Origin of the sequence: Burkholderia sp. Bp9016 (assembly GCF_003857765.1) — a bacterium.
Taxonomy (GTDB): Bacteria; Pseudomonadota; Gammaproteobacteria; order Burkholderiales; family Burkholderiaceae; genus Burkholderia.
The window spans coordinates 346,601-365,062 of the sequence record NZ_QTPY01000004.1 but is presented as its reverse complement, the minus strand read 5'-3'; the positions used below and the strand labels follow the sequence as shown (position 1 = coordinate 365,062).

Annotated in this window: 15 protein-coding genes and 2 pseudogenes; 10 read left to right on the top strand and 7 right to left on the bottom strand. The window is 66.9% G+C overall.

Features of this window, described 5'->3' with window-relative positions:
- The 3 genes from DIE13_RS07795 to DIE13_RS07785 all read left to right on the top strand — a co-directional run.
- Positions 1–581 (top strand): OmpA family protein (locus DIE13_RS07795; protein WP_124826588.1); only part of this gene is annotated, 581 nt, incomplete at its 5' end.
- Positions 582–731: 150 nt separating this feature from the next.
- On the top strand, positions 732–2,594 hold the full coding sequence (locus DIE13_RS07790) for a methyl-accepting chemotaxis protein (RefSeq protein WP_124826587.1): 1,863 nt from the start codon (positions 732–734) through the stop codon (positions 2,592–2,594).
- A 122-nt stretch (positions 2,595–2,716) separates the two neighbouring features.
- Positions 2,717–3,487 (top strand): hypothetical protein, encoded by a 771-nt coding sequence (locus tag DIE13_RS07785; protein WP_233410079.1) that lies wholly within the window; start codon positions 2,717–2,719, stop codon positions 3,485–3,487.
- A gap of 57 nt (positions 3,488–3,544) precedes the next feature.
- Here the strand turns inward: DIE13_RS07785 and wecB are convergent, their stop codons facing one another.
- Positions 3,545–4,762: a non-hydrolyzing UDP-N-acetylglucosamine 2-epimerase gene (wecB, locus tag DIE13_RS07780; RefSeq protein WP_124826586.1), complete on the bottom strand. Its 1,218-nt coding sequence runs from the start codon at positions 4,760–4,762 to the stop codon at positions 3,545–3,547.
- A gap of 1,204 nt (positions 4,763–5,966) precedes the next feature.
- On the opposite strand from wecB, the gene glmS reads away from it, so the two are divergent.
- Positions 5,967–7,784 carry a glutamine--fructose-6-phosphate transaminase (isomerizing) gene (glmS, locus tag DIE13_RS07775; RefSeq protein ID WP_124826585.1) on the top strand — a complete coding sequence of 606 codons (1,818 nt, stop codon included), beginning with the start codon at positions 5,967–5,969 and terminating at the stop codon, positions 7,782–7,784.
- A 173-nt stretch (positions 7,785–7,957) separates the two neighbouring features.
- Here the strand turns inward: glmS and DIE13_RS07770 are convergent.
- Positions 7,958–8,267 (bottom strand): annotated as a pseudogene (locus tag DIE13_RS07770) (LysR family transcriptional regulator); the annotation flags it as partial.
- 159 nt (positions 8,268–8,426) lie between these two features.
- Between DIE13_RS07770 and DIE13_RS07765 the strand changes: the two are divergent.
- The 3 genes and pseudogenes from DIE13_RS07765 to DIE13_RS07755 all read left to right on the top strand — a co-directional run bounded on the left by DIE13_RS07765 (position 8,427) and on the right by DIE13_RS07755 (position 10,185).
- Entirely contained in the window at positions 8,427–8,837 is a 411-nt protein-coding gene (locus DIE13_RS07765; protein ID WP_124826603.1) for a TIGR02594 family protein, read from the top strand.
- An 84-nt stretch (positions 8,838–8,921) separates the two neighbouring features.
- Positions 8,922–9,554: a glutathione transferase gene (yfcF, locus tag DIE13_RS07760; RefSeq protein WP_175750692.1), complete on the top strand. Its 633-nt coding sequence runs from the start codon at positions 8,922–8,924 to the stop codon at positions 9,552–9,554.
- A 152-nt stretch (positions 9,555–9,706) separates the two neighbouring features.
- A pseudogene (locus DIE13_RS07755) lies at positions 9,707–10,185 on the top strand (LysE family translocator).
- A gap of 106 nt (positions 10,186–10,291) precedes the next feature.
- On the opposite strand, the gene DIE13_RS07750 reads toward DIE13_RS07755, so the two are convergent.
- The 5 genes from DIE13_RS07750 to DIE13_RS07730 form a co-directional block, all read right to left on the bottom strand.
- A complete protein-coding gene (locus DIE13_RS07750; protein WP_124826583.1) occupies positions 10,292–11,728 on the bottom strand; it encodes an efflux transporter outer membrane subunit in 1,437 nt (478 codons plus the stop codon).
- A gap of 15 nt (positions 11,729–11,743) precedes the next feature.
- Positions 11,744–13,318 (bottom strand): DHA2 family efflux MFS transporter permease subunit, encoded by a 1,575-nt coding sequence (locus DIE13_RS07745; protein ID WP_124826582.1) that lies wholly within the window; start codon positions 13,316–13,318, stop codon positions 11,744–11,746.
- Between the two features lie 13 nt (positions 13,319–13,331).
- Positions 13,332–14,426, bottom strand: coding sequence for an HlyD family secretion protein (locus tag DIE13_RS07740; RefSeq protein WP_124826581.1), 1,095 nt, complete (start codon positions 14,424–14,426; stop codon positions 13,332–13,334).
- 67 nt (positions 14,427–14,493) lie between these two features.
- The gene (locus tag DIE13_RS07735) at positions 14,494–14,925 is read right to left on the bottom strand and encodes a MarR family winged helix-turn-helix transcriptional regulator (RefSeq protein ID WP_124826580.1); all 432 of its coding nucleotides are present in this window, start codon (positions 14,923–14,925) and stop codon (positions 14,494–14,496) included.
- Positions 14,926–15,032: 107 nt separating this feature from the next.
- On the bottom strand, positions 15,033–15,953 hold the full coding sequence (locus DIE13_RS07730) for a LysR family transcriptional regulator (protein ID WP_124826579.1): 921 nt from the start codon (positions 15,951–15,953) through the stop codon (positions 15,033–15,035).
- A 103-nt stretch (positions 15,954–16,056) separates the two neighbouring features.
- On the opposite strand from DIE13_RS07730, the gene DIE13_RS07725 reads away from it, so the two are divergent.
- From DIE13_RS07725 to DIE13_RS07715, 3 genes are all read left to right on the top strand, one after another.
- Positions 16,057–16,491, top strand: coding sequence for a MarR family winged helix-turn-helix transcriptional regulator (locus DIE13_RS07725; protein WP_124826578.1), 435 nt, complete (start codon positions 16,057–16,059; stop codon positions 16,489–16,491).
- 268 nt (positions 16,492–16,759) lie between these two features.
- Positions 16,760–18,007 (top strand): aconitase X, encoded by a 1,248-nt coding sequence (locus tag DIE13_RS07720; RefSeq protein WP_124826577.1) that lies wholly within the window; start codon positions 16,760–16,762, stop codon positions 18,005–18,007.
- Positions 18,000–18,449, top strand: a complete 450-nt coding sequence (locus tag DIE13_RS07715; RefSeq protein WP_124826576.1) for an aconitase X swivel domain-containing protein — start codon at positions 18,000–18,002, stop codon at positions 18,447–18,449. Before DIE13_RS07720 ends, DIE13_RS07715 begins: the two co-directional genes overlap by 8 nt.
- Positions 18,450–18,462 lie beyond the last annotated feature (13 nt).

Here is an 18,462-nt window from a genome sequence, read left to right as displayed (position 1 = left end):
ATGCCGACCTCATCACGACGCTGATGGTGCTGTTTCTCGCGTTGTATGTGCTGCAGCTCGCGAAATACAACGCGCTCGATGCGCGCTATCAGACGCTTGCGCGGCGCGACGGCGGTGCCGCGAGCACGCGAGATGCCGCCGCGCAGGGCGTCGCGCCCGCGTGGCTGGCGTCGCTCGATGCGTTGAAGAGAAGCGGTCGCATTTCGCTCGTGAAGGCGCCGCACGGCATCGAGATCGGTATCGACGCGAAGATCCTGTTCAACGTCGGCGATGCGCACTTGCTGCCGGATGCGGCGCCCGTGCTGGGCGAGATCGCACGGGCGCTGGGCGCGCACGCGACCGGCGACATTCTCGTCGAAGGACATACCGACAGCGTGCCGATCGCGAACGCGAAATACGAATCGAACTGGGAGCTTTCGTCCGCGCGAGCCGGCAGCGTCGTGCGCTATCTCGCCGATCGCGGCGTGGCGCCGCACCGGCTCGCGGCGATCGGCCGCGCGGATACGCAACCGCTCGTCGCGGGCGACGATGCCGCCGCGCGCGCACGGAACCGGCGCGTGGCGATCTTCGTCGCGTACTGAGCCTGACGAGCCGGCGCCGGTTTCCCGCGCTGTCCATCAACGATATATCGAGCCCGGTATGACGAATATCCGGAATCAGCGATGCGGTTTCCGCGCTTGCGTGCCGATAACCCGAACTGACTCAGCCGAGCGGTTATCGAGGGGTACCCCATGCATTTCTGGCGCAAGCTTTCCATTCAGAACAAGCTGATTCTCAGCATGACGAGTTGCCTGCTCGTGTTCGTCGCAATTTCGAGCGGGTTGAGCGTTCGTCTGATCGGCGATGCGGTGCGCGATCGCGTCGTGCGCGAAGAGCTGCCGACCGCCGTAAACGGCATTCGCGCCGACGTGCAGCGGCAGATGGCCGGCCCGATCGCGGCATCGCGCATGCTCGCGCGCGATGCGTTCCTGCTGCAGTGGGAAACCGACGGCGAGCCCGACGCCGGCACGCGCAACTGGATCCAGCTCGCGAAGAACGTGAAGGACGAGCAGAAGGCGGCGTCGGTGCAGTGGGTGTCGGTGAAGAGCGGCAACTACTACAACGAAGCCGGCCTGCAGCGCAAGGTCACCGACGAGGACCGGTGGCTGACCACCTTCCTCGCGTCGGGCAAGCCGTTCGACGTGAACATGGATCACGAGGTCACCGTCGGCGGTTACATGATGTTCATCAACAGCCGTGTCGAGCTCGACGGCGTGCCGGTCGGCGCCGCCAGCCTGAGCCTGTCCGTCGATGCGCTCGCGAAAGGGATCGCCGCGTACCGGATCGGCGAGACCGGGTTCGCGTATCTCGTGCGCCCCGACGGCGCGATCATGATGCATCGCGATACGTCGCTGATCGACGGCAGGCATTTCCTGAAGGACGAGCCGGGCCTGCCCGGCGATGCGTCGTCGACGCTGCTGGCCGGCAAGCCGTATGCGTACCTGAGCTACGACGGCGCCGGCGGCGCGCGTTTCATCGCGACGTCGTTCATCCCGGAGCTGGACGCGTACGTGGTCGTCGAGGTGCCGCAGGCGGAACTGCTCGGCCCGGTGACGCGCGCGATTCGCAGCGCGGCGCTGGTCGCGGCGGTGGTGGGTCTCGGCGTGGCGCTGATCGTGATCTGGCTGGTCGGCCGCGCGATTGCCGCGCCGATCCGGCGTGCGGCGACGTTGCTGTCGGAGATCGCGAGCGGCCAGGGCGACCTGACGCGCCGGATGAAGGTCGAGAGCGAGGACGAGATCGGGCAACTGTCGGATGCGTTCAACCGCTTCGTATCGTCGCTGTCGACGCTCGTTCACCGGATTCGCGCGGCTTCCGCGTCGATCGCGACGGGCTCGGCGCAGATCGCGTCAGGCAATGCGGATCTCAGCGAACGCACCGAAGGGCAATCGGGCAACCTGGAGCGCACGGCTTCGTCGATGGAGGAGATCACGGCCGTCGTGCGCAACAACACCGAGACGGCGACGACGGCCGCGAAGCTGATTACCGGCGCATCCGATACGGCGGCGCGCGGCGGGCGGGTCGTCGGCGAAGTCGTGGCCACGATGGAGCAGATCAGCGACGCGTCGCAGCGGATCTCCGAGATCATCGTGATGATCGACAGCATCTCGTTCCAGACCAACATTCTCGCGTTGAATGCGGCGGTCGAGGCGGCGCGCGCCGGCGAGCAGGGGCGCGGGTTTGCGGTCGTGGCATCCGAAGTGCGCAATCTCGCGCAGCGCAGCGCGCAGGCGGCGAAGGAAATCAAGGCGTTGATCGAGCACAGCGCGGGAACCGTGAGCACCGGATCGCGGCTCGTCAGCGAGGCGGGCAGGGTGATGAGCGATGTCGTGTCGCAGGTGCAGGGCGTCAGCGCGATGATGAGCGAGATCGCCGAAGCGAGCCTCGAGCAGAGCGCCGGCATCGACCAGATCGGCGACGCGGTGCAGTCGCTCGACCAGATGACGCAGCAGAACGCGGCGCTGGTCGAGGAGAGCGCGGCGGCCGCGGAAAGCCTGAAGCAGCAGGCGGCGGAACTGACCCGACTGGTGTCGGCGTTCAAGGTGGACGAGTGAATTCCGCGCGACGTTAGAATGACGCGTTTCCGAGGGACGGCTGCCGCGGGTTCGCGGCAGCCGCTTTAGCTATCGGCGCGGGATTCGGTGACGTCATGAAAAAAATGAAGCGCATTTCACGATTGAAGGCCGGTGTGGGGGCAGCAGTGGTGGCGGCGGTGCTCGCCGGGGTCGGGGTGAAGGTGATCGCATCGCCGTCCGATTCGTATCTCGCCTACCGGAAGAAGGTCGCGGCGACCGTGGCGGCGGCCCGGACGGAAGATCAGGCGGGTCTCGACAAACAGTACACGGCCGACGTGAATGCCCGGCTTGCCAAGCTGATCGGCCCGGTCCGGGCAAGAGGGTTTGCCGCGACGCCCGAGGGCACGGTGCAGAGCGTCGGCCCCGTCGACGGGATGCAGCCGGGGCCGGACGGGTTGGCCTTCAAGTCGGAAGACGGCAAGACGAATCTCGTCGTGACGACGGTTCCGCTGCTGAAGGCCTGGGCCGCTGCCGCGGACGCGGGCATCAAGCCGGCCGACGACGTCGCCGCGATATTCGACAATGAAACGCTTTACACGGAGGTATTCGGCGACGATGCCGCCGCGTTTCGCTTCGCCGAGTTGCCCGTCAAGCGGCAGCCGGCCGACGGCGTGGTGAAGGCATGGTTGCTCGGTGAAAGCCAGGACGGCGTGCCGGACGGGCCGAACACGCTCGCCGTGTCGGTCCGGGAGGGTGCACGCGTGTATTTTCTGTGGAAGAGTGTGACGCTTCGTCCGATCGCGGCGTGCAGCGCGGCGCGCGTGCCCGAGGACGCGCGACAGGCGTGTTTCGCCAGGCAAGTGGTATCGCAGCGGATTTATCAGCGGCTGGTCGCGCAGGCGCAATCGATGGCCGATGCGGTGGTGCGATAGCTGGCGCCGGACGAAGGACGGGAGGCGGCGTGGCGCGTCGCCTCCCGTCGGGCGAAGTCAACGCGAGCGCAGCGCCTGCAACCCCAGCGTGAGCGCATTGAACGGCATCTCCGCAGCGCCCATCGAGAAGCTCGTCGGTTTTGCGGTCGCCCCCGGCGTATGCATCAACGCATGAACGATCCGCTCGCTCGCATGGCCGTCGCCATACGGATTGCTCGCCCGGGACATTTCGTCGTACGCGCTCTGGCTGTCGAAGAGGCGCGACGCCTCCCGGACGATCCGCTCCTGATCCGTGCCGACGAGCCGCGCGGTGCCGGCCCGGATCGCTTCGGGCCGCTCGGTCGTGTCGCGCGTGACGAGAACCGGCTTGCCGAGCGCCGGCCCTTCCTCCTGGATTCCGCCCGAGTCGGTGATGATGAAATACGATCGTGACATGAGGAATACGAACGAAAGATATTCCTGCGGTTCGATCAGGTAAATGTTCGGCATGCTGCCGAGCAGTGCGCGCGCCGGCTCGCGCACGTTCGGATTCATGTGCAGTGGATAGACGAATTGCGCGTCTCGATAGCGGTTCGCAAGCGTGCAGAGCGCTTCGCAGAAGTGCCGGAACGGCTCGCCGAAGCTCTCGCGGCGATGGCCGGTGATCAGCACGACGCGGCGCGACGGGTCGAGGAACGGAAAATGCGCGGCGACCTGGTCGTTGAGCGCGGCATCGTGATCGAGCATCCGTTTGACGTCGTGCAGCGCATCGATCACGGTGTTGCCCGTCAGCACGACCGCGCCGACCGGCACGCCTTCGCTGAACAGGTTGTCGCGCGCCTGCCCGGTCGGTGCGAAATGCCAGGACGAGACCGCGTCGGTCACGCGGCGATTCAATTCCTCCGGCCAGGGCGACCAGATGTCGCCGCTGCGCAGGCCCGCTTCCACATGCCCGATCGGCAGATAACGGTAGAACGCCGCGATACTGACGGCCAGCGTCGTCGTCGTGTCGCCGTGCACCAGCACGACGTCCGGGCGCAAGTCTTCGAAGACCACCCCGATCGCCTGAAGAATGCCGGTCGTCACGTCGGTCAGCGTCTGGCTCTGACGCATCAGGTTGAGGTCGTAGTCGGGCTTGATGTCGAACAGCGTGAGCACCTGATCCAGCATTTCCCGATGCTGGGCCGTGACGCAGACCCTGGCATCGACGTCGTTGCGCGCCTTCAGCGCGCGGACGAGCGGCGCCATCTTGATGGCTTCCGGCCGAGTGCCGAACACAAGCAAGATCTTTTTCATCGTTATCCTCGTTGGACTTCCATGCGCCGGAAGACCCGGCATTTCGCGCAAGCAGGCATTCAGCCGACCTCGGCAGCCCCGCATGCGGTCGCGTCGGCCGCGCGACATGCACCAGTGTTGCGAGGCGATCGCTCCGCTCTTGTCTGACCGGTCTTCGCCGGGTAATCGTCGGACCACGGCCGACTTCTTGCACCTCGTCAATCACGTCATGAGTGTCCCTCGCTGCGTCGATCGTCACGCCTGTCGGTCACGCTGCGTTCGTCGCCGCATCGCGGCGCATTCAGGCACCCGTCCCTGCTACCGATAGAGCAATATTCAAACCAGCGGCCCTGTGACCGGGCCCGGTTCGCGCCGCGCACGCGGATCGCCTCGGAACGTTTCACAATTGCTACGGGGCATATGTCGAAGGATTGTCGCGACGCAGAGATACGTCCGACCGTTCACGCGCTCGATCGGGCCGCGTCGTCCGAAGAATGGCGAGTCGTGTTGCCTGCCGTCATCGATCGGTGAACATGCATCATTGCTGGTGTCTTTAATCGTTTCGATATGCGAATTTTGTCTGGGAAATGTGCGTTCATCCGGCGCTTCTAAGGCACTGATCGCACGTGAATGATTACCCCGATGCACTGCACCGCATTCGTCGTCCGCCTCGGCGCGTGTGAAACGTTGCGCATCTGTAACGTTCGTTCGCAACGGGGCGGCGCAGATCTGCGCGGCGGTTATTCGATACGCGTCGCGGTGTGTGCGCGCCTTTTCCTCACAGCGTTCGTGTGGCGGGAGAACGCTGATTCGCCGGTGAATCAAAAACACACGATCCGCTTGGCGGGGTATTCGTCGCGCGCTCACGGGCCCTTGCAGCATGGGGCGAGGCCGCCTATGGCGCACCGCTTGCTTGCTTCATGAGGACAGGCGCGCTCCGCGCACCGGAACGGCGGCAGAAGCACATGGATGCCAGAACAACGAATCGGGAAGGCACGGCCGCACATGCACCCGGTGCGGAACACGGCCGTACTTGCACGACGAAAGCGCCACCGTTTCCGGGCGATATCCAGCCGCTTCGCGGTTCATGTTCGGGCGTGCATCGGCCGTTGTCGCCGCTCGCTCACACTCGATGAGGAGACACGGCGGCAACTCCAACGGTGACCGGATCGCGCCGACACGACGGCGCACGGTCGATCAATGAACACAGGGAAGGAGACGTGTCATGTGTGGCATCGTCGGCGCGGTCGCGCAACGGAACATCGTTCCGATTCTGATTGAAGGTCTGCGCCGCCTCGAGTATCGCGGCTACGACTCGTGCGGGGTGGCGACCGTCGTCGACGGTCAGGCGCGCCGCGAACGCAGCGTGTCGCGCGTCGCGGATCTCGACGCCCACGTGCGCAGCGTTGGACTGGCCGGCAGCACCGGCATCGCGCACACCCGCTGGGCGACGCATGGCGCGCCGGCCACCTGCAATGCGCATCCGATCTTCTCGCGCGACGAAATCGCACTCGTGCACAACGGCATCATCGAGAATCACGAGACATTGCGCAGGCAACTATCGGACGAAAATTACGAGTTCGACGGCCAGACCGACACCGAGGTCGTCGCCCACCTGATCCACAGCAAGTATCGCGGCGACCTGCTCGCCGCCGTACGCGATGCGACGTCGCAACTGCACGGCGCGTACGCCATCGCGGTGTTCAGCAAGCACGAACCGCAGCGGCTGATCGGCGCGCGCGCCGGCTCGCCGCTGGTGGTCGGTCTGAAGGACGACGAGTGTTTTCTCGCGTCCGACGCGCTCGCATTGGCCGGCATCACCGATCGCTTCATCTTTCTCGAGGAAGGCGACATCGTCGAACTGACGCCGGGCGGCGTGCGGGTGCTCGCACGCGGCGGCACGCCGGTCGAGCGCCCGATCCAGACCGTCGCATCGACGCAGGGCGTGGTCGAACTCGGGCCGTACCGGCATTTCATGCAGAAGGAAATCTTCGAACAACCGCAGGCCGTCGCCGCGACGATTCCCGATGCGGGGCTGTTCGATCCGGCGACGTTCGGCCCGGATGCCGCGCGCGCATTCGCGCAGATCGACAACGTGCTGATTCTCGCGTGCGGCACGAGCCACTATTCCGGGCTCACCGCCCGCCGCTGGCTCGAAACGATCGCGCGCGTGCCGGCGCAGGTCGAGATCGCGAGCGAATACCGTTACAGCGATGCGCTTGCGTTGCCGAACACGCTGGTGGTCAGCGTGTCGCAGTCCGGCGAGACCGCCGACACGCTCGCCGCGCTCAAGTATGCGCAAGCGCTCGGCCATATGGACACGCTGGCGATCTGCAACGTGCCGACCAGCGCGATGATGCGTCAGACCGGATTACGGTTCCTGACGCGCGCCGGCCCGGAGATCGGTGTCGCGTCGACCAAGGCGTTTACGACGCAGCTCGTCGCGCTGTTTATCCTCGCGGTGACGCTCGGGCGGTTGCGCGGCTACGTCGACGACGCGCAGCTTGCCCGCTACGCGACGCAACTTCGAAGGCTGCCCGCCGCACTCGAAGACGTGCTCGCGCTGGAACCGCAGATCGAACGCTGGGCCGCGGAATTCTCGCGGCACGAGAACGCGTTGTTTCTCGGGCGCGGGCTGCATTACCCGATCGCACTCGAAGGCGCGCTGAAGCTGAAGGAGATTTCGTATATCCACGCGGAAGCGTATCCGGCGGGCGAACTGAAACACGGGCCGCTGGCGCTCGTGACGCACGCGATGCCGGTCGCGACGATCGCGCCGAACGACGCGCTGCTCGAAAAGCTCAAGTCGAACATGCAGGAAGTTCGCGCGCGGGGCGGGCAGCTTTACGTATTTGCCGATGCCGATACGCGGATCGACAACGGCGAAGGCGTGTCGGTGCTGCGGATGCCGGATTACTACGGGCTGCTGTCGCCGATCCTGCACGTCGTGCCGCTGCAGTTGCTCGCGTATCACGCCGCGTGCCAGCGCGGCGCGGATATCGACAAGCCGCGGAACCTGGCGAAATCGGTGACGGTCGAGTGACGGGAACGGGGCCGGCCGACGGTTGCCGACCGGCCCGCGCAAGCGGTCAATGCGGCCGTGCGAGCCTTCATGATCGTGCCGCGCAGCATCACGTACGCGACGTTTTCGCCTTCACCCGCGACGACGCCGATATCGTCGAGCGGATTTTCGTCGAGCACGACGACGTCGAATTACGCCTGCGACATCGACGCCAGGCCGTCGCGCACGATCACGCGCAGCTTGATGTCCGGATACGCGGCGCGGAATCCGGGCAGGCGCGGCGTGAGCCGCAGCACCGCGACGCCGGACGAACAGCGAGCGACCGAGGAATGCCTCGAGCTACCGGATCTGGCGGCTGATCGCGCTTTGCGTGAGGTGCAGTTCGGTGGCGGCCTTCGTGAAGCTCGCATGCCGCACGGCGGATTCGAGCGCGACGAGGCACTGAAGGGGCGGCAGGGGCGTGACGCGCGTGGCGGGCGTGACGGTCGAGGGCACTGCCCGCATGATACGGGCGTACGTGCCGGAAACCGCATGCGGGAAAAGGCGCTGCCGGCCGGCACGTATTCGTGCGAAGATTGAGCGACGTTCCACCCGCATTCCATCGAGACCGTCGTGATCCGATCGAACCCCGAGGGCAACCCGCAAGCCGGCCACCCGCCGTGGATGCCCGTCGCGCTGGCCGAACTGGGCATCCGCCGTTTCCCGCCCGGCAGCATCAATCCGCGCATCGTCGAATACAACAGCCACACGAACCTCGTCGGCTACGACGACAAGATTTCGTGGTGTTCGTCGTTCGTCAACTGGTGCATGACGCATGCCGGGATTCGCGGCACGGGTTCCGCGCTCGCGCGTTCGTGGCTCGAATGGGGGCGCCCGCTCGAGCGTCCGGTGTACGGCTGCATCGCCGTCCTGACGCGCGACGACCCGGCGAGCTGGAAGGGCCACGTCGGCTTCTATCTGCGCCACGACGACGCACACGTGCATCTGTTCGGCGGCAATCAGCTGGAAGCGGTGCGCGAGCTTGCGTATCCGGTCGGCGAGGTGCTCGGATACCGATGGCCCGACGCCGGCTGAACGCACCGTCCGTATCGATTCATCCCGAGTTCGCCGGCACGCCAGGTCATGGCGCCCGAACTCTCCACCCACGAGGAGCCTGCAGTGCAAACCGGTAATCTCCGTCTCTACGCGGACGCGCAATACACGAGCCCTTACGCGATGTCCGTATTCGTCGCGCTCGAAGAAAAATCGCTGCCCTACGATCTGGTGACCGTCGATCTCGGCAACCGCGCGCATTTCGCGCCCGACTACGCGGCGACGTCGCTGACGCAACGCGTGCCGACGCTCGTGCACGACGACTTCGCGCTGTCGGAATCGTCTGCGATTACCGAGTATCTGGACGATACCTTTGCGGGCGAGCGGCTCTATCCGGCCGATCCGCGCCAGCGCGCGCGGGCGCGGCAGGTGCAGGCGTGGCTGCGCAGCGACCTGATGCCGGTGCGCTCGGAACGGTCGACCGAAGTGCTGTTCTACGGTCCGTCGAGCGAACCGCTGTCGAATCTCGCGCAGACCGCCGCACAGAAACTGTTCGCCGCCGCCGACAAGCTGCTTGCGCCGGGCGCGGCGAATCTGTTCGGCGCGTGGAGCATCGCCGATGTCGACCTGGCCGTGATGCTGAACCGTCTGGTGCTGAACGACGATCCGGTGCCGCAGCGGCTCGCCGACTATGCGTGTGCGCAGTGGGAGCGGCCGTCGGTGCAACGCTGGGTGAAGCTGAAGCGGCCGCCGCTGTAAGGCGCGCCGGCAGCCATGCGGCGGGCGGGGCCGTGTACGTCGGCGGCCCCCGCACGGCGCGTCCGGCGGCCCGCGCGCAGCGAAGATCGGCATGCTACAGTGAGCCGGCCTGCCTTCTTCATCCGAATTTGCCCGAATCCGCCCGAACCGTCATGAGCTATCTTCCCCAACTCGCCGCCGTCGGCGGCGTGATGTTGCTGGCCTGCGTCAGCCCCGGCCCCGATCTGATCGCCGTGTCGTCCCATGCGCTCGGCAACCGCCGCGCCGGGCTGCTGGCCGCGTTGGGCATCGCGTCGTCGCACGCTGTCTGGGCCGCGATGGCGATTTTCGGGCTCGGGCTGATCGTCGCTAAGCTCGCATGGCTGTACGAGGCGATTCGCATCGCAGGCGCCGCGTACCTGATCTATCTCGGCATCAAGTCGCTGTCGAGCCTGCACCAGTCCGCGCAACAGCCCGCATCCGCGAGCCGGCCGTCGTGGTCGCCGTGTCGCTGACGTGGTTCTGCACGGTCGCCGTGCTGTTCTCGACGAATCGCGTGCAAGTCGGCTACGCGAAACTGCGCAAGCCGATCGACGCGGTGATGGGGACGATCCTGCTGGGGCTCGGCGCGAAGCTGGCGCTGGACCGGTAACGGCGTGAATCGCGTTGCCGTCGACCGAACCTCCGGGGCGAGCGGTTGACGAGCGGGACGCCGGCCAGTGCCGAAGCCGGCGTCGTATCGCGGTCGCGCTCCCGGCTCAATTCTTCGCCACGGCGTCCACCTCCGTCCCGCCCGCGGCATCATTGCCGCTCCACCCACCCCCGAGCGACCGATACAGCGCGACCGCCGCCAGCGCATGCTCGCGCTTGACCTGGTTGAGCGAATCCGAGTCGCGCAGATACACCTCCTGCGCCGACAACACGTCGAGAAAGTCCGTCGCGCCGCCCTTGTAGAGCTGGTTCGCCAACCCGAGCGCCTTATTCGACGCTGAAAGCGCGCTGTCGAGCCGCCGCGTCGCTTCATCGCTGCTGACGAGATTCACTCGTGCATCCTCGACTTCCCGCAACGCCTGCAGCATCGTCTGCTTCAACCCGAGTTCCGATTCGCGCATCCGGCTCTCGCTCTGCGTGATATCGGCGGTGATGCGTCCCGCGTTGAAGATCGGACTCGTCGCGCTCAGCGCCGCGCTGAACAGATTGTCGGTCAGCGTCGGCAGCCCGAGATACGATGCCGCCAGAATCCCGTCCGTCAGGTTCAGCGAGAACTTCGGATACCGCTCGGCTTTCGCGACACCGACCTGCGCCGCGCGCCGTTCGACCTGCGCATAGGCTGTGAGCACGTCCGGCCGCCGCAAGAGCGCCTGCGAAGGCAGCGTATCGGGCGAGCCGGCCGGCGGCGTGGGGATCTCGCCGGCTTGCGCGAGCACGAGCCGGTCGATCGATTCCGGCGTGCGTCCCGAATACACGGCGATCAGGTTGAGCTGGTGTGCGATCTGCGCGCGCGTCGGCGGAATCCGCGCTCCGAGCGCATCGAGCTGGTTCTGTGCGCGCGTGACGTCGAGCTCGGTCGACAGCCCGAACGCCTGCCGCTTGCGCGTCAGTTCGAGCGCATGCTGCCGAATCGTTGCGTTGTCCTGCAGGATCTTCAGTTCCTGTTGTGCCCAGCGCAGGTCGACGTACGCGGACGCCGTATCGGCCGCGATCGCGAGCCGCATCGCGTCTTCCGCATGCTGTTGCCCGACCAGCCCGGCCTGCGCGGCCAGCAGATCGAGCCGTTCGCCGCCGAACACGTCCGGCGACCAACTCAGTGCGAGCCCTGCGCCGGCCTGCCGCACGTAGCCGAGCGGCGGCGGCGTGTTCTGGCGCGCGTCGGCCGCGTGCGCGGTCGCGTCGAGCTCGGGCAGCAGCGCCGCGCGTTTCTGCACGGTCAGCGCCCGGGCCTGCTTCACGCGTTCCGCGGCGGCCTGCAGGTCGAGGTTGCCGTCGAGCACGGTCGCGATCAGCCGGTCGAGCACGGGATCGTGGAACTGCGCCCACCATGCGGCGGCGTCGATGCCGCCGCGCGGGACGTCGGTGTCCCATCCGGCGGGCGCAAGCGATTGAACCGAGTCGTGCAGCGCCGGGTGTTGCGCGGGCTGTACCGCGCACCCGGCGGCGAATGCGCTGACGGCCAGCGCGACGAGTAGCTTTTTCATGACGATGACCTCGGCTCAGTGCGCGTCCGGCGGCGGCGCGTTCAGGGTAATGGGTTTGGAAAACGCGACGGCAACCAGCGCGACGACGAAGCACAGCGACAGCGCGTAATACGCATCCGCGTAGGTCAGCGTCAGCGCTTCGCGATAGATCAGCCGGTGCAGGTTCGCGAGACCGGCCTGCGCGGTATTCAGCGTGTCGCCGGCCACCGATGTCCAGTACGCGGCCTGGCGATCGAGCAGCGATGCGACCTGCGGCTCCCCGGCGCTCACGTGCTCGTTCAGGCGCAGGTAGTGGAAGTTCACCCGGTCGTTGAGCATCGTCGCGCTCACCGCGATGCCGATCGCGCCGCCGAGATTGCGCATCAGGTTGAACAGGCCGCTCGCCGATTTCAGTCGCGACTGCGGCAGCGAGCCGAGCGCCATCGTCACGATCGGCGGCACGCTGAACTGCTGGCCGATCCCGCGCAATGCCTGTGGCAGCAGCAGCTCGCGCCAGCCCCAGTCGTGCGTGATTGGCGTGTACAGGTAGCAGCCGAGGCCGAAGCAGACGAGCCCGAACACGAGCAACGCGCGCATGCTGAAGAAGCGCGCGGCGAATGCATACGCGCCCAGCGCGAGCAACTGGAACGCGCCCACCGACAGCAGCGCGATGCCGATCTGCAGCGAGCTGAACGCGCGCACCTGCGCAAGAAACAGCGGCGTGAGGAACACGGTCACGAAGATCCCGATGCCCGTCACGAACGACAGCAGGCTGCCGATTCCGAAGTTGCGCACGGCGAGCGCGCGCAGGTCGACGATCGGATCGTCGGCGGTCAGCGCATGCACGATGAACAGGAAGCCGCAGATGCCCGAGATCCACGCGCAGAGGACGATCGCATCGTCGCCGAACCAGTTCTTGCGCGGGCCTTCCTCCAGCACGTATTCGAGGCAGCCGAGGAAGCCCGACATCAGCACGATGCCGCGATAGTCGCCGCGGCTGACGAGGCCGGGATCGGGCTCGTCGATATGCACGTAGCGCGGCACCAGCGCGGCCACGACGATGCCCGGCACGAGGTTCAGGTAGAACAGCCAGTGCCACGACCATTGGTCGGTGATCCAGCCGCCGATCACGGGCCCGATCGCCGGGGCGAGCGACGCGAGCGCGCCGATCGTCGTCGACGCGATCAGCCGCTGCTTGCCCGGAAACAGGACGAACGCGGTCGTGAACACGGTCGGGATCATCGCGGCGCCGAGCGCACCCTGCATCCCGCGAAACAGGATCATCGAATTGATGTCCCACGCGAGCCCGCACAGCATGCTCGTGATCGTGAAGCCGATCGCCGACGCGACGAACAGCCAGCGCGTCGACATCACTTTCGACAACCAGCCCGACATCGGGATCACGATGATCTCGGCGATCAGGTACGCCGTCTGCACCCAGGACAGCTCGTCCTGGCTCGCGGACAGGCCCCCGCCGATGTCGCGCAGCGACGACGCGACGATCTGGATGTCGAGCGTCGCCATGAAGAAGCCGACGCACATCAGCGCGAACGCGAACACGCGCTGCCTCGTCGGTTGCGACGCGGGGTCGCCGGAAAATGCGGTGGTCATCGTCGGCTCCCGCTCAGTTCGCGCGATCGGTATGCACGGTCACGACCGCGGACAGGCCGGGGCGCAGCACGTGTTCGATGCCCGGCTGCGGATCGAGATGCACGCGCACCGGCACGCGCTGGACGATCTTCGTGAAGTTGCCGGTCGCGTTCTCGGGCGGCAGCACGCTGAAGGTCGCGCCGGTCGCGGGCGCCAGGCTGTCGACGCGGCCATGCAGGCGCGTGCTCGACGCATCGAGCGCGACGTCGACGCGATCCCCCGCGCGCATCTTGCGCAACTGGTCTTCCTTGAAGTTCGCATCGATCCACAGCCCCGACGCCGGCACGATCGTCAGCAGCGGCACGCCGACGTTCGCGAGCATCCCGACCCGGCCCGTGCGGTTGCCAACGTAACCGTCGACCGGCGAGCGGATCGTCGTGTATTCGACGTTCAGCGCCGCGACGCGCTGCGCGGCGAGCGCGGTGTTCACGCGCGCCCGGGCATCGGCGAGCTGCGCGCCGAGCACGTCGAGCTGCCGTTTCGACGCGAGCAGCGCGGCATCGCTGCGCTCGACGGCGGCGCCTGCCTTCGAATAGTCGGCGTCCGCGCGCTCGACGATCTGGTTCGACACCGCATCGGATTTCACGAGCTCGCGGTAGCGAACGCGATCGGATGCGGCCCGCGTGAGTTCGGCCGACGACGCCTGCCTGTCCGCCGCATGCTGGCCGATCACCGCGTATTGCAACTGCTGCTTCGCCTCGAGTTCGGCCACGGCGGAGCGCGCGCTGTCGACTTCCGCGGCAGCCTGCGCAAGCTTCGCATCGTAGTCGCGCGCATCGAGCTGCACGAGCACGTCGCCAGCTTTCACGCGCTGGTTGTCGGTCACGAGAATCCGGTCGACGAAGCCGTTCACCTTCGGCGCGAGCACCGTGACGTCGCCGCCGACGTACGCATCGTCGGTGCTTTCCTGGAAGCGCAGCACCAGCAACCAGTCGAGCACGGCGGCCGCGACCGCGACGACCACGACGGCCACCGCGATCCGCATCCACGGCACGCGGCGTCGCTGCTTCGCGGGCCGATCGGTTGTGGCTGCCTCGCGTGATGCGGCAGCGGTCTGGGTCGTATCCATCGATTCACCTATGTATATGCACTTATTGAGGCGACCGGCGACGGGGCGTCGTCGATCGGGGAAGGGGCTAACGTTCCGGCAGGTTGTGCGTGATCCGGAACAATTCGTCTCTGAGGCGGGCCGCCTGCGCCGGCCCGAAGCGCCGCTCGAACGCTTCCTGCGCGGCGCGCCAGTGCACGTGCGCAGCGGCGACCTTCGTTTCGCCGTGCGCGGTCAGCGCGAACGTCTGGCGGCGGCACGGCGGCTCGATCCGGCCCGCAACCAGCGCCGCGGCGACCAGCGGCTTGAGTGCGCGCAGCAGCGCGGTGCGCTCGATCACCAGCACGGCCGACAGCGTCGCCATCGTCAGGCCCGGACGCTCCCGCAGCAGCGCGAGAATGCTGTACTGCGACGGTGTGACACCGGCCCGGGACAGATAGCGCTCGTAGAACTGCGAGATCCGCCGCGCCGCTTGCCGGACCGCGAAGCAATCGTCATCGGTGAGAGTTGGCGTGTGCATGTGCACATGTTAGGCGGCGAGACGGCGCGAAGCGAGCAGCGGGGCGGGATCAGATTGGTGTCGTGGCTGTACCAATCGGCGGCAGGCCGGCGCGCTCGGGCGCCGGGTCAGGCCGCCGCCGGAACGATCCGGCCTTCGCGGTTGCTATATGCGGCCGTGTAGTCGATGAACGCCTTGACCTTCGCGGGCAGGAGCGCGCGATTCGCGTACGCGAGCTTGATTTCCACGAACGCATCGACGAGATCGGCGTCTTCCAGCAACTGCACGAGCGCGCCCGACGCGAGTTCGGCATCGACGAGCGTTTTCGGCACGACGCCGATGCCGAAGTCGTGCATCACCATTTCGCGGTTGAAGACGGGGCTGTTCGACGAGATGTCGAAGCGAAACGGCACGGTGAGCGTGTTGCCGTCGACGCGGAACGACAGCGCGGGCCGGCGCAGCGACGGCGACAGCGGCACGAACGGGTGGTCGGCGAGTTCGGCCGGCGTTTCAGGGCGCGAGTGCGCGCGCAGGTAGGCAGGCGTTGCGACGAGCACCACCGGAATGCGTTCGATCAGCCGCACGACGGTCGTCTCGCTCGTCAGCATGTACGGCACGACGATGCCGATGTCGTAGCCTTCGCCCACGAGATCGACCGGGCGTTCGGTCAGCGTGACGTCGAGGCGCACTTTCGGATGCGCGGCCTTGAAGCCGGCGATCAGCGGCACCAGCCGGTTCAGCGCGGCGGTCGTGTGCGCGACGAGGCGCAGCAGGCCCTCCGGCTCGCGCGTGTGCGACTGCGCTTGCGCCTCGAGCGAGTCGAGTTCGTCGAGCACGGCCGCGCAGCGCTCGTAGATCCGCTCGGCCGTTTCGGTCAGCGAGACCTGGCGCGTGGTCCGGTGCAGCAGGCGGCTGCCGAAACGCGCTTCCAGATCCGCGACCGCCCGCGATACGACCGGCCGCGCGAGGCCGTGCATGTCGGCGGCGCGCGTGAAGCTGCGCATCTCGACCACCGACCGGAAAATGCGCAGCTTGTCGATGTAGTCCATGTCCGTCTCCTCGGGGCGATGACGGCGTGCCGAAGGCACGCGGCCGACCGTTACGGCGGAGTGTACATTGACTTTATGCATATGCACATATAAATTGCCGATCATGAACGATATCCAGATGGTCCAGGCCTGCAATTGCCTCGCGCTGCGTCAGGCGGCGCGCTTCGTCACGCAACTTTACGAGCGTCATCTGGCCCCGGTCGGCGTGACGCCCGCGCAGTTTTCGATCATGGCGAACCTGTCGCACCGGCCCGGCCTGATGATGAGCGAACTCGCCGATACGCTGGTGATGGATCGCACGACGCTGTTGCGCGCGCTGAAGCCGCTACAGCGCGACGGCTTCGTCGCCGCGGCCGCATCCGAGCATGATGCGCGTGCGCATGCGCTCAGCCTGACGAAGCTCGGCGAGCGCACGTACGCGCACGCGAAAGTCGCATGGCAGGCTGCACAGGACGAGTTCGAGACGCAGTTCGGCCGCGACCGGGCCAGGGCGCTGCGCGACGAGTTGTTCAGCCTGACGGCGCTGCGCGACGCATAGGGCCTGTTCACGCTGATAACGGGCTTGCGCCGGCCAAAACAGGGGAACCCTTTCCGCCCGCATGGCTGCGCCGCTCGTCGTTGTAAATGCTACATAGCCAGGGCTATTGCGCCTCCTCTCTCCTTGCACGCGCCCGGAGGAAGTCCCCTTGCGGAACGGGCGGAAAGGCTCGTCCGCAAGCCCGTTATCAGCGTGAACAGGCCCTGGCGCGCGCGGTAGTATTACAAAAGCGATCCGGATCCACCGGACGAGACACGAGGAGCACCCCATGCTGCAGTTGAGCGAGCGCGACGAGGCGATGTTGCGCGGCGCATTCGGCGACGGCGTCGCACGCGCGATGCGGATCGTCGCCCGTACGGCCGGCGTGATGTCGGCGCCGCACCTGATCGACATCACGTCCGCGCATATCGACGGCTGTCTCTATCACGGCCAGACCAGCCTCGACTTCGTCGAGTATTTCGTCGACACGGGCGCGAAAGTCGCGGTGCCGACCACCCTGAACGTCGGGTCGCTCGACCTGATTCATCCCGAGCTGTATCACGGCGACCGCGCGATCCAGCGCGACGCGCAGCGCCTGATGGACGCGCACCTGCAGCTCGGCTGCGAATCGAGCTTCACGTGCGCGCCGTATCAGCTGAAGAACCGCCCGCGTCTGGGCGAGCAGATCGCGTGGGCCGAATCCAATGCGATCGTGTTCGCCAATTCGGTGCTCGGTGCGCGCACCAGCCGCTATGGCGACTTTCTCGATCTGGCCGCCGCGATCACCGGGCGCGCGCCGTATGCGGGCCTGCACGTCGAAGCGAATCGCGCCGCGCAAATCGTGTTCAACGCGCCGGACTTCGGCAGCCGCCCGTCGCGCGACATCTATTTCGCGGCGCTCGGGCTGTTGATCGGCAGGATCGCCGGCGCGATCGTGCCCGCGATCGTCGGGCTGCCCGCGGACACCACCGAGGACGAACTCAAGGCGCTCGGCGCCGCCGCCGCATCGAGCGGCGCGGTCGCGCTGTTCCACGCGGTGGGCGTGACGCCGGAGGCGCCGACGCTCGATGCCGCGTTGCACGGGCGCGCCGCGCAGCGGACCGTCGATGTCGCGATGGCCGATCTCGACGAGATCCGCCACACGCTGAACCACGGCGCTGACGGCGATGCGCTCGTCGCGGTCGCGCTCGGCACGCCGCATTTCTCGCTGGCCGAATTCCGCACGCTCGACGCGCTGCTCGATCGATTCGACGGCAAGCCGATGTGCGATTTCTACGTGAACACGAGCCGCTTCATCCTGTGGGAGCTGGGCGAGCTCGGGCTCGCGGACAAGTTCGAGGCCCGCGGCGTCCAGATCGTCGTCGATACCTGCACGTACATCACGCCGGTGATGAAGCAACTGTCGGGCCTGGTCATGACCAACTCGGGGAAGTGGGCGTCGTATGCGCCCGCGAACATCGGCGTCACGGTGGCGTACGGCAGCATGCGCGAGTGCGTGCGCTCCGCGTTCGAAGGAAAGGTGCGATTCGATGACTGAAGCAATGGTGGGGGGATTCACGGGCGACACGCTCGTGCCGGGCAGCGCATGCGCACGCACGATCGTGCTCGACAAGCCGCTCAGTTTCTGGGGCGGCTACGATTCGGGCGCGGGGCGGATCGTCGATCGCGGGCATCCGCAGACGGGCGCGAGCCTCGCCGGCCGCATCATGGTGATGCCGCACGCGAAGGGCTCGAGTTCGAGCAGCAGCGTGCTGGCGGAAGCCGTGCGCAACGGCACGGGGCCGGTCGGGATCGTGCTGAAGGAGCGCGACCTGATCATCTCGATCGGCGCGATCGTCGCGGCCGAGCTGTATGCGATCGCGGTGCCGGTGGTGTGCGTGACGGATGACGTGTATGACGCGATCGTCGCCGCGACCGGCGACGTGCGGATCGAGGCAGACGATGGGGACGGCGGCGCGAGGATCGACATCGGCGACTGATGCGATGCGCGCG

What these genes read in the sequence shown, in the direction of transcription:
- DIE13_RS07790 (WP_124826587.1), top strand. Translation starts at nt 732, where the DNA reads ATGCATTTCTGGCGCAAGCTTTCCATTCAGAACAAGCTGATTCTCAGC.
- wecB (WP_124826586.1), bottom strand. Translation starts at nt 4,762, where the DNA reads ATGAAAAAGATCTTGCTTGTGTTCGGCACTCGGCCGGAAGCCATCAAG.
- glmS (WP_124826585.1), top strand. Translation starts at nt 5,967, where the DNA reads ATGTGTGGCATCGTCGGCGCGGTCGCGCAACGGAACATCGTTCCGATT.
- DIE13_RS07765 (WP_124826603.1), top strand. Translation starts at nt 8,427, where the DNA reads ATGCCCGTCGCGCTGGCCGAACTGGGCATCCGCCGTTTCCCGCCCGGC.
- DIE13_RS07750 (WP_124826583.1), bottom strand. Translation starts at nt 11,728, where the DNA reads ATGAAAAAGCTACTCGTCGCGCTGGCCGTCAGCGCATTCGCCGCCGGG.
- DIE13_RS07745 (WP_124826582.1), bottom strand. Translation starts at nt 13,318, where the DNA reads ATGACCACCGCATTTTCCGGCGACCCCGCGTCGCAACCGACGAGGCAG.
- DIE13_RS07740 (WP_124826581.1), bottom strand. Translation starts at nt 14,426, where the DNA reads ATGGATACGACCCAGACCGCTGCCGCATCACGCGAGGCAGCCACAACC.
- DIE13_RS07735 (WP_124826580.1), bottom strand. Translation starts at nt 14,925, where the DNA reads ATGCACACGCCAACTCTCACCGATGACGATTGCTTCGCGGTCCGGCAA.
- DIE13_RS07730 (WP_124826579.1), bottom strand. Translation starts at nt 15,953, where the DNA reads ATGGACTACATCGACAAGCTGCGCATTTTCCGGTCGGTGGTCGAGATG.
- DIE13_RS07725 (WP_124826578.1), top strand. Translation starts at nt 16,057, where the DNA reads ATGAACGATATCCAGATGGTCCAGGCCTGCAATTGCCTCGCGCTGCGT.
- DIE13_RS07720 (WP_124826577.1), top strand. Translation starts at nt 16,760, where the DNA reads ATGCTGCAGTTGAGCGAGCGCGACGAGGCGATGTTGCGCGGCGCATTC.
- DIE13_RS07715 (WP_124826576.1), top strand. Translation starts at nt 18,000, where the DNA reads ATGACTGAAGCAATGGTGGGGGGATTCACGGGCGACACGCTCGTGCCG.